11 protein-coding genes and 2 pseudogenes are annotated in these 13,848 nt (G+C 42.6%); 1 reads left to right on the forward strand and 12 read right to left on the reverse strand.

Annotated elements, in window-relative coordinates; all coding sequences use genetic code 11:
* Positions 1-10: 10 nt before the first annotated feature.
* From AC4CS8_RS05640 to trpX, 12 genes and pseudogenes are all read right to left on the reverse strand, one after another.
* A complete protein-coding gene (locus AC4CS8_RS05640) occupies positions 11-838 on the reverse strand; it encodes a methyltransferase domain-containing protein (RefSeq protein ID WP_493892349.1) in 828 nt (275 codons plus the stop codon).
* Between the two features lies 1 nt (position 839).
* A pseudogene (locus tag AC4CS8_RS05645) lies at positions 840-1,317 on the reverse strand (helix-turn-helix domain-containing protein).
* 287 nt (positions 1,318-1,604) lie between these two features.
* Complete coding sequence (locus AC4CS8_RS05650) at positions 1,605-3,503, reverse strand: ABC-F family ATP-binding cassette domain-containing protein (protein ID WP_493892350.1); 1,899 nt, start codon at positions 3,501-3,503, stop codon at positions 1,605-1,607.
* Between the two features lie 98 nt (positions 3,504-3,601).
* Positions 3,602-3,967 carry a hypothetical protein gene (locus AC4CS8_RS05655; RefSeq protein WP_493892351.1) on the reverse strand — a complete coding sequence of 122 codons (366 nt, stop codon included), beginning with the start codon at positions 3,965-3,967 and terminating at the stop codon, positions 3,602-3,604.
* Between the two features lie 14 nt (positions 3,968-3,981).
* On the reverse strand, positions 3,982-4,677 hold the full coding sequence (locus tag AC4CS8_RS05660; protein WP_493892352.1) for a M57 family metalloprotease: 696 nt from the start codon (positions 4,675-4,677) through the stop codon (positions 3,982-3,984).
* A gap of 63 nt (positions 4,678-4,740) precedes the next feature.
* Positions 4,741-5,520, reverse strand: a complete 780-nt coding sequence (locus AC4CS8_RS05665; protein ID WP_493892353.1) for an alpha/beta hydrolase — start codon at positions 5,518-5,520, stop codon at positions 4,741-4,743.
* 70 nt (positions 5,521-5,590) lie between these two features.
* Positions 5,591-7,252, reverse strand: a complete 1,662-nt coding sequence (locus AC4CS8_RS05670; RefSeq protein WP_493892354.1) for a ribonuclease J — start codon at positions 7,250-7,252, stop codon at positions 5,591-5,593.
* Between the two features lie 533 nt (positions 7,253-7,785).
* Positions 7,786-8,037: pseudogene (locus tag AC4CS8_RS05675) on the reverse strand (hypothetical protein); the annotation flags it as partial.
* Between the two features lie 250 nt (positions 8,038-8,287).
* Positions 8,288-8,713 (reverse strand): prolyl-tRNA synthetase associated domain-containing protein, encoded by a 426-nt coding sequence (locus AC4CS8_RS05680; RefSeq protein ID WP_493892355.1) that lies wholly within the window; start codon positions 8,711-8,713, stop codon positions 8,288-8,290.
* A 124-nt stretch (positions 8,714-8,837) separates the two neighbouring features.
* Positions 8,838-9,596: an ABC transporter ATP-binding protein gene (locus AC4CS8_RS05685; RefSeq protein WP_493892356.1), complete on the reverse strand. Its 759-nt coding sequence runs from the start codon at positions 9,594-9,596 to the stop codon at positions 8,838-8,840.
* Positions 9,593-10,459: an ABC transporter permease gene (locus AC4CS8_RS05690; protein ID WP_493892357.1), complete on the reverse strand. Its 867-nt coding sequence runs from the start codon at positions 10,457-10,459 to the stop codon at positions 9,593-9,595. The genes AC4CS8_RS05685 and AC4CS8_RS05690 overlap by 4 nt, the downstream gene beginning before the upstream one ends.
* Positions 10,460-10,474: 15 nt before the next feature.
* Positions 10,475-11,476, reverse strand: a complete 1,002-nt coding sequence (gene trpX / locus AC4CS8_RS05695; protein WP_493892358.1) for a tryptophan ABC transporter substrate-binding protein — start codon at positions 11,474-11,476, stop codon at positions 10,475-10,477.
* 679 nt (positions 11,477-12,155) lie between these two features.
* Between trpX and AC4CS8_RS05700 the strand changes: the two genes are divergently transcribed.
* Positions 12,156-13,814 (forward strand): Rqc2 family fibronectin-binding protein, encoded by a 1,659-nt coding sequence (locus tag AC4CS8_RS05700; protein WP_493892359.1) that lies wholly within the window; start codon positions 12,156-12,158, stop codon positions 13,812-13,814.
* The last annotated feature ends 34 nt before the right edge of the window (positions 13,815-13,848 follow it).

Here is a 13,848-nt window from a genome sequence, read left to right on the forward strand (position 1 = left end):
GTTTCATTTTTTATATCGTTCCAACCAAAAGCACACCCTCCACCGTAATCTCGGTCAACTGGCTCAAATCCAGCTTGGACTGGTCCACTTGGAAAAAGAGAGGTGTCATGTCTGCCAAGACTTGAGCATGGGCGACAGTTATGGGCATGGTTCGACTGACCAGCACTTGCTCCACCTGTCCCAGGTAAGACTTGAAATGGTCCACGATATCCTGGTTATCATAGGATTCCTTGCGGAGTTGGTCTTTGGCTAAATGGCGGAGCTCCTTGAGATGATTTGGACCTGGGACTAATTTTAGAATTGCCCCACCAGTTTTTAACACTCTGGCAAACTCCTGATAATTGGCTGGGGAAAAGATGTCCAAGATCCCGTCGATGGTCTTGTCTTGAATGGGCAACTTGGTTAAGTCACCGACAAACCATTTGACCGACTTGGTCCTGTCAGATTTGGCTGCCAAGAGAATGGAATCCTTGGAAATATCAAAAGCAAGAATGTCCAAGTCCATTTTCTCGGCTAACTTGCGAGAATAAAAGCCCTCCCCGCAACCGATATCCAAGACAGACCGCAAGCCCAGCTCTGCTATTTTCCCCTCCAAAGCCTCATAGAGATGATCGTAATAGCCCGCCTCTAAAAAGGCCTGGCGGTTTTCAAAGCTAGACTTGTGGTAGTTGGCGGACTGCTTGACCTGGGGTGCCAGATTAACATAGCCCTGCTTGGCGATATCAAAAGTATGGCGGTTGGGACAGCGAAGACTGTTGAGGTTAAGACCAAGAGCCTGCCAACAATGTGGACAGGCGAAAAATTGGTCGCTATTAAGGAAACGTGGGTGTTTGGTCATGTTAGGTATTTTCTTTTCTAAAGCGGTGCAGGGCTAGTCCTGATAGGAGGGTGGCAATGGCTCCTGTAAAAACTAGCAAGTAGCCGACTGAGAGCAGGTAGAAGTTTTCATGTAGGATACCGTTGGCATCGACATATTCGACGGAATTGGCCTTGATGAGAAAGCAGACAAGGCCTAAAACCATGAGAAAGCTTCCGATAATGGTAATGGTCAGGTGCATCTGGGTACGACGGCCTTCGCGACCGTCCTTGACTAGTTTTTTCTGTCATGTTGTTCATGTCAGTTCCTCCTAAGATAAGTTGATCTACGGAGATTGAAAAGACAGAGGACATGAGAATCAAGAGTTCCAAGTCGGGTAGGTTTTTGTCATTTTCCCAGTTGGAAACGGCTTGCCTTGTCACATTAAGCTTGAGGGCAAACTGCTCTTGAGTCAAACCTTCCTTCTTTCGTAAATCTTTGATTTGTTGTCCAAAGTTCATTTCTTCTCCTCTCGGGATCCTGTCTGACAGGTCCTACACTCATCTTAGCTTGTCACAAGCATTTTGCCAAGAAAGGCTGACTTGCTCTGGTCGTTTTTCTAGCAAGACCTCTTTGCAACAGATTTTTTCTGTCGCAAGACCTGCTTGCAGGCTTGATAATATAGTCTTTTAGTTTACTTTTAGTACTAGGCAACGAGCTGCAGACAGTACTGGAGTACGGCAAAGCGAGTTAACGAAGTAATAAAAGAAAAACTAAATGACTATACGGTTTCGGGCAGGTTGTCAACCTAACCCATCTGTTCCGACAATTCTTCCCATTCTTCCATAAGGTTTTCTTGTTGGAAGGTCAGTTGGTCGATTTCTTTCTGGCAATCGGTCAGCTGACCGATGTCGTTTGTTTCTAGCATGGCTTGGTTAAGCTCGCTCAGGCGGTTTTCTATACTGTCGATTTCTGCCTCAATTTGCTCGATGCGGCGGACCAGTTTGCGTTGTTCTTTTTGGTTTTCCTTTTGGGCTTGATAGTCCATAGCTCCGGCTGATTGGCTGGTGCTTTCTAGCTGGTCAGGCTGGACTACTGCTTCCTGCTCTGCCTTTTTCTCCAAATAATAATCATAGTCACCCAAATAGAGCGTGGAGCCAGTTTCCGAGATTTCCAGCACCTTGGTGGCGACGCGGTTGATGAAATAGCGGTCGTGGCTGACAAAGAGCAGGGTGCCGTCAAAGTCGATCAGGGCATTTTCCAGAACCTCCTTGCTGTCGATGTCCAGGTGGTTGGTCGGCTCGTCGAGGATGAGAAAGTTGTTGTTTTCCATGGACAGCTTGGCGAGGAGCAGGCGGGCTTTTTCCCCACCAGACAGCATGGACACGGACTTTTTGACGTCGTCTCCTGAAAAGAGAAAGGCTCCCAGACGGTTGCGAATCTCCACTTCAGGTGTAGTCGGAAAGGCTGACCAGAGCTCCTCCAAGACCGTGTTGGAAGGTGTCAGGGCCGACTGAGTCTGATCGTAGTAGCCCACTTCCACATTGGCACCTAGCTTAGCTTCCCCTTTGATAAATGGCAGAGCTCCGATGATAGATTTAAGTAGGGTTGTTTTTCCGATTCCATTCGGACCGACAATGGCAATGGCATCCAGCTTTCGTTGGTCAATGGAAATGGGCTGGGAGAGAATGTCTCCATCGTAGCCCACCGCAGCATTTTCCACTGTCAAGACGATATTGCCAGAAGTCTTGTCCGACTGGAAAGTCATGTTGGCAGACTTCTGACCAGTTGTTGGCTTGTCCAGTCGCTCCATCTTTTCCAACTGCTTGCGTCTAGCCTGAGCACGCTTGGTGGTCGAAGCACGGACAATATTTTTCTGGACAAAGTCTTCTAGTTTGGCAATTTCCTTCTGCTGCTTCTCATAGTTTTGCAGTTCCGTCTGCAACTTCTGCTCTTTCAGCTCGACAAACTGAGAATAATTTCCTACATAACGGTCTAAAGAATGCTTGGTCAAATCAAGCGTAATCGTTGCCACCTTATCCAAGAAATAGCGGTCATGGCTGACAATAATCAAGGCTCCTTTGTAATGTACTAGGTAGTTTTCCAGCCAAGCAATCGTGTCAATGTCCAGGTGGTTGGTCGGCTCATCTAGCACCAATAACTCTGGGCTTTCAAGCAACATTTTAGCAAGAGCAAGACGGGTATTCTGCCCACCAGAGAGTTCAGAGATTTTCATGTCCCACATGGTCTGGTCAAACTTGAAACCGTTCAAAATAGCACGAATATCAGCTTCATAGCTAAAACCACCTGCCAGACGAAATTCCTCTGACAGACTATCATAGGTCTTCATAAGCTGGTCGAGTTCATTGCCAGACAGACTGCCCATTTGTTCTTCCATGGCCCGCAAACGTTTCTCCGTCGTCCGCAGGTCGTCAAAGACATGGAGCATCTCATCGTAGATAGTATTTTCCGACTGGAATCGACTATCCTGTGCCAGATAAGAGAGAGACAAATCACGCTTGGTTGAAATCTCACCACTGGTTGCCGCTTCTTCTCCAACTAAAATTTTGAGCAAGGTTGACTTGCCCGCCCCATTTTTTCCGACAAGGGCAATCCTATCCCGTTCATCTACTTGAATGTTGATATTATTAAATAAAACTTCGCCCGCAAAAGAGCGTTCAATCTTGTTTCCACTTAGAATAATCATAAAAATATTGTACCATAATTTAGCATTGCCGTGGGACTTGCTTTTTCTGATTTCAGCAAGAAACAGCGACTTTGCTAGTCACTGTCCTTTTCAAAAATTTAGACCAAACCGTTGAGCAGTTCCTTATTCTGCCAGATGAGCCAGGCTCCACCTACTAAAATCAGTAGCATCAAGATAAATTTAATGACTCCCTTCACAAATCGAATAACCACCATTAACATCATAGACACAATCAGCCAGCCCCAAGCAGAGGATTGTAAGATTCCTTGCAGTCCAGCTACGCTAGCCCCTGTAAGTTCTCGAACTGGCTCTGGAATTTTTTCCAACCAGTTACTATCCAGACCAACCTGCTCCAAAATAGCCTTGCCAGATGTCTGTAACCATGCAAAGACACCCGCATTGTATAGAAAGAGCAAGGCTTGCTCTGGGTAGCGTTTAATCGTATTAATAAGACTTGTAAACATATTCCTACTTTCTATTAGTTGACATAAAGAGCAATCACATCGGCAATATCTGATTCCTGAATACCATGATAAGAACCTGAAGATTCCATGACAGAAGTCTCGCTGTCCTCATGGGCTAAGCCTATTGCATGCCCCAGTTCATGTTCTGCCGTATGAACAATTCTTTCAAAAGTATAGCCGTAATCTGGGTTGAGAAGATAAAAACTATTAAGCTTGACCGATACCGAGACAAAGTAATTATTCAGTACATTAGTGGTGGATTGAGCTTCACCTGCTGCACTGGTATTGGCATCATTCATTTCAGTAGCAATAATATCTGCTTGACTAGCATCATCAACCAGGACAAAGGTAAAGGCTCCCGTTGCATTCCAATTAGCAATGGCTGTCTGATAGGCTTCAACAAAGGTTGGATTTTGTGTTTCGATATAGAGGGTTGCAGTGTTTGTCTCCCAACGACTGCCTGAATTATTGACATGAGCATCTGTCGTCAACTGATTAACCGATTCTGTATTGACTGCCGTATCCAGACTAGTTTGTCCGGTTACTACAGCCTGTACTTGTCTTACAAGAGACTGTAAGACTTGAGGGGTATTATCTCCTTGGTAGTAAAATACGAGTCCAACTAGGCAGATGATCATCACCATCGCTAACCAAATCAGTCGCCAAAATGCTTGCCAGATAAATCCGATAATTTTACCTATCCACTTCATAGTCTGTCCCCTTTCGAGAAAATAAGGAACAGTTTACTACTGTTTTCTGAAATTTATCTTAAATTAGGATAACCTTTCTTCTAATTCAAAGTCAATCGGCAACCACTCCAAAACCTTTTCAATCTGCTGATTCCAGTAGTACCACTCATGCTTTCCTGGACCGTGACTGGCTTCCAGGTCAAAACCCGCCTTGGTCAAATCTGCGACTGCTAATTGGTGACCTGTATAAAGAAAATCCTCTTCACCACACCAAGCATATAGTTTCGTTTTCTTGTCAGATAGTTTGGCAATATTTTTAAGACTATTAGGATTGCTAGCCTCATCAGACAAATCTCCAAAAACACCCTGCCAGTATGCAAGACTACCTAACTCAGCAGAAGCAGGATTATCAAAATCAAAATACAAGGCACCAGACAAGGAAGCTGCATGTGAAAAACGATTGGTTGATAGGGCTAATTTGAAGGCGCCATATCCACCCATTGATAAACCCGCTATGAAGTTCTTTTCTCGCTTATCTGACATGTTCGGGAAAAAACGTTTAAGAATCTGAGGTAACTCAATAGCAATAGCATCGTAGTAATTCATACCATAGGTGGTGTTAGTATACCAGCCCTTATCGGTATCGACCATGACTACAATCAAGTTAGTATACCGAACCAATCGTTCAATCGTCGAACGATTAAGCCAAGAATCTTGATTGCCTCCCATTCCATGTAGGAGATAGAGGACAGGAATATCTGTATCATCAGGATTCTCTACACGGTTGCGGTCTGGATAGAGAACATTGACCTGCCGACTCATATCTAAGACTTCTGAATGGTATTCAATACGCATAATTGCCATAAACATACTCCTTTTCTTTTTAAGAAAGGCCAGGAAAACCCGGCCTGCTCACTATCTGTAAACATCTACATTAACGAACTTCCATAATGACTGGAAGGATAGCTGGACGACGTTTGGTTTGGTCGAAGAGATACTTGGTTAAATCATCACGGACAGCCGCCTTCAATTCCGCCCAATCAAAGTTATCCTTAGTGAAATAATTTTCCACGGTAGCATTGACCAAGTCAGCTGATTCACGCAAGATATCCTTACTTTTCTTCACATAAACAAACCCTCTGGTATTGACCTTAGCCTTGGAAATAATCTTCTTCTCACGGCGATTGACCGTCAAAGCAACAATGAAAATACCATCCTCTGACAAAATTTTACGGTCACGCAGAACAATATTTCCTACATCTCCAATAGCATTTCCATCAATCATGACATCACCAGCAGGAACCGCTCCGCTATGGACAAAATCACCATCTTCAAAAGCCATGACATCACCACGCTTAACGATGATAATATTTTCTGGGAACATACCAATTTCAAGTGCAACCTTAGCATGAGCATCAAGCTGGCGGTACTCCCCTTGAACTGGGAAGAGATACTTAGGACGGAGAATGTTGAGCATGAGCTGCAAATCACGCGCATTGCCGTGACCAGATACACGAAGGTTCTTCGTAATTGATGTAACTTTACCACCTGCCTTGTAAATCAAGTTTTCTACACGGGCAACAACAGCTTCTTTAGATACACTTGGTGTCGTAACAATATAAACCAAGTCCCCTTCCTTGATTTCAACGTAGCGGTGGCGTCCGATTGCCATCTTACGAAGACCATTTAATGGTTCTCCCATCCGTCCTGTTTCCAAAATAATCAATTCATGGTCTTCATACTTGCCCATATCCTTTGGTTTCACCAAAAGTCGCTCACTAACCAGACGAAGCTTCTTCAATTGGATAGCCGTACGGACAATATTTTCCACATCATAACCAGTCAAGACAACTCGACGACCCGTCTCTTCAGCTGCATCAAAAATCTGCTGGATGCGGACGATGTTACTTGCTACGGCAGCCACGATGACACGCCCTTCACAGTCAGCAATGGTATTGAGAATCTCTTCACCAGCCTCATGCATGCTAGCTACTTGGACATTGCTATCCGCATTAGCAGAGTCGGATAAGAGGGCCAAAACTCCTTCAGAGCCAATTTCTGCCAAACGACCAAAGTCCGTACGATAAAATTTATCTGCAGCCTGGTCAAATTTGAAATCACCTGTGTAGACGATATTTCCTTGATCCGTCTTGACAACAATCCCCAAACTTTCAGGAATTGAGTGGGTTGTTTTAAAGAAGGAAACAACTGAATCTCCAAAATCAATCTCTGTATCTGCATTGATGATGTGGAAATCATTAAACTTCTTGGTAGCATTATTTCCCTTAACAAGTAGTTTAGCCAATTCAATCGTTAAATGCGAACCAAACACTGGCACTTTTACTTTTTCCAACAAATAGGGAAGCGCACCAATAGCATCCGCATGCCCGTGTGTCAAAAAGACTCCAGCTACACGTTGCTTGTTTTCCTCCAAATAATCAAAGTTCGGAACTACAACATCCACACCTAATTGCTCATTTTCTGGATACTTAGCACCCGCATCCAATACAAAAATATGCTCATTTACTTCGGCAATGTAGAGATTTTTTCCATTTTCGCGTACCCCACCGAGAGCTATAATTTTTATGTTACTCATTTTTTCTCCTTTTGAACATCCCTCAGGTGTCCAGTTTATTTTTTCTTACCAACGGTCCTTGGGAAACCCAAGTCGAATTACAGTCTGCTACAATTTGTAGCTATCATTTCTATTATACATTTTTTCAGGAAAATTTACAAAAAACTCTGCTGATTTTCAGCAGAACATTACTTTTAAAAATAACTTTTTGTTAGATTTTAAAATAGAAACTAGACTAAGATAAAAAATAAGTTCAAACTCATTATGAGATGGATAGGAATTGAACTGTTTAAAACTTAGGAGCCGGATATTCTCCATAGAATATGAAATAAGTATTAATGTACATCTCTAGAGCCGACTGATTTCAGCCAATTGAGTAAAGCAGCTTCTGCCTCGTCATGAGAAAACTCCTGAGCAATTTCCAGTACTTTTTCTGAGATTTCCCTACGGTAATCCGTCGGCCATGTGGCAAATTTTCGCAACACCTCTACCAATTCCTCAACCGTATCAAAACCTGTCCCATAGTCGAGTTTTTCCAACACTTGATTATGCCCATAGTCAAGAGAGACGGATAAAGTTGACTGCTTATCAAGGAGAACTTTGTCTATCATTTCCTGCTTTAGTTCTGGAGAATAGTAGGTATTTTTCCCTTTCTTGGCAATGTCAATTCCATATCGGTCAATCAATCGAACCATATATTTGATGCCAGACTGAGCAATATTGAACTGTTTTGACAAGGACTTGAGAGACTTACCATTTTGTCGCAACTCATAGATTTTGACTTTGTCGTCATAACTCAATTTCATAAAAATAGTACCCCAAAAGTTAGATTTTTTCTGTCTAACTTTTGGGGTGCAGTTCAGTATTTACTTACTCTATCATAAAATAAATTATTATAGGAGTCAAGTTATTTGATTGGATAAATATGGCATTTACCCACTCTTATTATTATTTTTTAGATAAATAGCTCGTAGCGAAGACTACATTCTCTCCACACCAGAAAAATCATGGTTGTGTTTTTATTTTTTACAAGGGCAACAGGCGGAAAAACATGCTTTACAAATCAATGATATGGGTTGTAAAACCAATTTCCTCTACAAAACGCAAGACATCCTCTGTTTTAACAAAAATCGTCTTGGTATTAACATTTGGATGAAAGGTCAAAATTGGTTCAGCAAAGATTTCCTTATCAACATTGTTTAACAAACCAAAAACAGATACCACATCAGCAGGCAAGTGCATCTTTTCCATCAGACTATCACTCGATGCCATCCGAATGCGATTGGCTCCCACCATATAACGAAAGTGCTCCATATCCAATTGTTTCTGGTCATCCATAATCAGCAAATAAAAGGCAGTTTTCTTCTTGTTTGTCAGAAACATAGACTTGGTACGGACACCTTCTAGCCCTTCAATATAGCCATCTGCTTCCTCTGTGGTCAAGGCAGGCGGATGTTCCACAATATTGTAGTCAATCCCCAATTTTACTAAGGTTTCAAAAACTCATTTATCCATGACATTACCTCGCTATATATTTAATATATTGCACTCCTTTATTATAAAAAACTCAAAGAATTATGTAAAAAAGCCTGGATTTCTCCAGACTTTAATCAAACAATCGATAATAATCTTCCAGTTTCATCTTGGATTTTTCTTCAGCAGTTTGATCTTGGATAATCTGACCATTTTTCATGACAATCAGACGATTTCCATGTTTCAACGCATCTTCCATCTGGTGAGTGACCATGAGAGCCGTCATTCCCTTGGTTGCAATCAACTCGTCTGTTAATTCCATCAAGGATTGGCTAGTCTTGGGGTCAAGAGCAGCGGTATGTTCATCTAAGAGCAAGAGTTCAGGCTGTTTTAAACTCGCCATCAGCAAACTAAGTGCCTGTCGTTGACCACCAGACAAGAGCCCTGCTGGCGTATCCAAATGCTTTTCCAAACCATTTCCAACTCGAGGCAAAAGCTGAGAAAATTCTTCTGTATGTTGGTCCAATCTGCGTGGCACCAAGCCACGACCTTGACCACGATATTTAGCGATAAGCAGGTTTTCAGCCACCGTCATCCGTGGGGCTGTCCCCATTTTAGGATCTTGGAAGACACGCGCTAGATACTTGGCACGCTTTTCAGCAGGCCAATTGGTTACGTCCTCCCCCAAGATATGAACATAGCCACTCGTCAAAGGCAAGGTTCCTGCAATGACATTAAAGAGGGTTGATTTCCCAGCACCGTTACCACCTAAAATCGTGATAAAATCACCCTGATAGATGGTCAGATTGACATTGTCTAAAATCACACGCTCTTCATCAAAACCATTGGTTACCATCTTGGTGGCATTTTTTAATTCAACAATTGCTTTCATCGTGACAGGCTAGCTCCTTTCAAAATTTTATTTTTCAACTCAGGAACCATGAGACAGATTGCTAAAATCATGGCTGAGAAGATACGGAGGTAGCTAGTATTGATACCTAGTGAAATCACACCCAAAATCAAGAATTGATAGAAGATAGCTCCCACTGCAATGGCTAAAAATCGTTCTAGCATGGTAAGGTTACCATATAGCACCTCACCGATAATCAAGCTTGCCATACCGACGACAATGACACCGATACCACGTGACACATCCGCATAGCCTTCCTGTTGGGCAATCAAGGCACCTGCAAGAGCGATAATTCCATTAGAAAGAACCAGACCTAGCAACTCCATTCGACTGGTATTGATACCAAAACTACGCGCCATATCAGGATTGTCCCCTGTTGCGATAAAGGCCTGACCAAGTCGAGTATAAAGAAAGAACATCAAGGCACCAATCACTAGAACAATGCTTCCCAAACCAAGTAAGAGGCTATTAACCTCCTCTGAAAAAGGAAGTAAATCTTGCAAACGACTGGTATTCAGCAATCCTAGATTAGCCCGCCCCATGATAAAGAGAATGACGGAATGACAGGAAGACATAACCAAAATACCAGCCAAGAGAGTTGGAATTTTCCCCTTGGTGTATAATAAGCCTGTGACCAATCCTGCCAAGCAACCGGCCAAAACCGCTGCTAGAGTTGCCAAGACGGGATGGACTCCTTGCGTCAGTAAGGTAACAGCAACTGCTCCTCCTAGTGGGAAAGAACCCTCTGTCGTCATATCAGGAAAATTCAAAATCCGAAAGGTAACGAAAATTCCCATTCCTAGTACAGCCCATAAGAGAGCTTGTGAAACTGTTGATACAATCATATTTTTCCTTTTCTCTTATTCAATAACCTTGCTTGCTTTACTGATGACATCATCAGACAAGGTGATCCCCAATTCTTCTGCAACCTTCTGGTTGACAACGACAGTTCCTTCATTGAAGATTTGTACAGGGGTGTCACCAGGATTGGCACCATCAAGAATTTTTGCGACCATCTTACCTGTTGCCACACCCAAGTCATATTGGCTAAGGGTAACAGAGGCAATCCCGCCACCTTCTACCATGTCTTCTACACTTGTGAAAATTGGGGTTTTAGTTTTATTTGCTACAGACACCACAGTTGAAAATGCTGACGCAACTGTGTTATCCACTGGAGTAAAAAGGACATCTGCCTTGCTACTTGCAACTTCTACTGTCGCTGCGATTTCATTGCTAGAAGCTACTGCATATTCAAGAACAGTATAGCCAGCTTCTTCTGCAGCAGCCTTAAATTCCGCCACTTGAATTTTTGAATTATCTTCGTTTGATGAATAAAGAACACCGATAGTTTTTGCGTCTGGTGTAATTTCTTTGATGAGAGAAACGGCATCTGCAACTGGTGTTTGGTCAGATACCCCTGTGATGTTTCCACCAGGATTTTTCAAGTCTGTCACCAAGTTGGCACCAACAGGATCCGTCACAGCACCCATGATAATCGGCAAGTCAGTCGTTGCGTTTGCTAGACCTTGTGCAGCTGGTGTCGCAATACCAATCAAAAGTTCATTGCCGTTATCTACCAATTTTTTACTCATGGTCTGAACTTGGGACTGGTCGCCTTCCGCATTCATAAAATCAATAGTTAGATTGTCAGTCGTTGTGTAACCACCTTCTGCAAGACCATCCTTAATTCCTCTGTAAATCTCATCTAGTGAATCATGGGTCACAAACTGCAACACACCAATTTTAACTTTTTCAGTAGTGTTTGATGAATTGCTCTGTTCTTTTTGTGTCAAGAATAAGGCAGCAACTACCATTACAGTAAGGGCAACAATTGTAGCAAGTAAATTTTTATTTTTCAACATATCCATTCTCCTTTTTAAATACACATCCTATATCAACAACATACTATTCCACCATCGCCATCGTTTCATCATGATTACCTCGTTCTGACTGTCATTGTCAAAGTAGATTGCTTTTAGATAAGGAACGGAGGCGCAGACATAACTTGTGTTAGGCAAGCCGAACGTGACACAATATAAAAGTAATCTACAAAGACAAGGAAAAAGCCCCCGCAGGAAAAACAACCTGCGAGGGCGTCAATGACACGGTGCCACCTCACTTATGGGAATTGTCTAGAATCCTCCCATATCTCATCTCCTCTAACAAGGAGTTGCACTGTAAGGTGTGCGGACCGAACTATCATTGTTTTAAGTTCATTTGCGTGACTGTTTTGGTCGATTACTGAAAGTAAGTTATGCCAAACAATCGTTTGCGCACCTAAGTCTGAAGACAGACAATTCGCACATCAGCCCATTTCATAAAACTCCGCCACCTGTTCTCAGCACCACAGGCTCCCTGAAGACTTCTGCTTTACTACTTCTTCTGATTACAGATGATTATACGGTATAGTCAAAACTTTGTCAATACCTTTGTTTAAATTTTCTGAAAACTTTTTATTTTCCCCTCTTATCCAGTCTGACTGAAAATATGGAAAATGTGGTATACTAGACAGAGTTACAGCTATTAGAAAGAGGAAAAGGCATGTCTTTTGACGGATTTTTTTTACATCACATGACGACCGAGCTAAAAACTAACTTAGAAGGTGGACGGATTCAAAAAATCAACCAACCTTTTGAGCAGGAAATTGTTCTCAATATCCGTAGCAACCGTCAGAGCCATAGGTTGCTTTTGTCTGCCCATTCGGTTTTCGGTCGGGTTCAACTCACCCAAACAGAGTTTACAAACCCTAAAGTACCCAACACTTTTACCATGATTTTACGGAAGTACTTGCAGGGTGCTATTATCGAGGAAATTCGCCAATTAGAAAATGACCGTATTTTAGAATTTTCTGTTTCCAATAAAGATGAGATTGGCGACCATATCCAAGCATCCTTGATAGTGGAAATCATGGGCAAACATAGCAATATCATCTTGGTAGACAAGTCTGAACAGAAAATTATCGAAGCTATCAAGCATGTCGGTTTTTCACAGAATTCCTATCGAACGATTTTACCAGGTTCAACCTACATTCGCCCACCGGAGACCAATTCTCTCAATCCTTACACGGTTTCTGATGAGAAATTGTTTGAAAACTTATCAACTCAGGAACTAAGTCCGAAAAATCTACAACAGGTCTTTCAAGGGCTGGGACGAGATACGGCTACTGAACTGGCTAGTCGCTTGCAAACAGACCGTTTGAAGAACTTCCGTAACTTTTTCGCTCAACCAACACAGCCTAGCCTGACCGACAAATCCTATGCTGCTCTGCCATTTGCCAATAGCCTAGAAAATGAGCCAACCTTTGAAAGTCTGAGCAACCTACTGGACTTCTACTATCAAGATAAGGCGGAGCGGGACCGAGTAGCCCAGCAGGCCAATGAGCTAATTAAGCGTGTGGCTAGTGAGTTAGAGAAAAATCGTAAAAAACTGGTCAAGCAGGAACAGGAGCTTGTGGATACAGAAACTGCTGAGTTGGTACGCCAAAAGGGTGAACTTTTGACGACCTACTTGCATCAAGTGCCGAATGATCAACCAAGTGTGCGATTGGACAACTACTATACAGGCGACGAGTTGGAGATTGAGTTAGATGTGGCACTAACGCCAAGCCAGAATGCCCAACGTTATTTCAAGAAATACCAAAAACTAAAGGAGGCGGTCAAGCACTTGACCAATTTGATTGAGGAAACCAAATCAACGATTATCTATCTGGAATCTGTTGAGGCCATGCTGGGGCAGACTAGTCTGTCTGAGATTGATGAAATCCGAGAGGAACTGATTGAAACAGGCTACCTCAAACGTCGCCACCGTGATAAAATTCATAAGCGCCAGAAACCTGAACGATACTTAGCTACTGACGGAAAAACAATTATTCTGGTCGGAAAAAACAATCTACAAAACGATGAACTGACCTTCAAAATGGCTAAAAAAGGGGAACTTTGGTTCCATGCCAAAGACATTCCAGGCAGCCATGTCGTTATTACTGATAACTTAAACCCAAGCGACGAAGTCAAAACAGACGCTGCTGAGTTGGCTGCTTACTTCTCCAAAGCAAGACATTCAAACCTAGTCCAAGTCGATATGATTGAGGCTAAAAAACTTCACAAGCCAACTGGTGGTAAACCTGGTTTTGTAACCTACCGCGGTCAGAAAACCCTCCGAGTTACCCCAACAGAAGACAAAATAAAATCCATGAAACTGTAATTCATGGATTTTTATTATCATGCACAAACAAAAA

The organism is Streptococcus sp. NSSLK0004 (assembly GCF_059039125.1).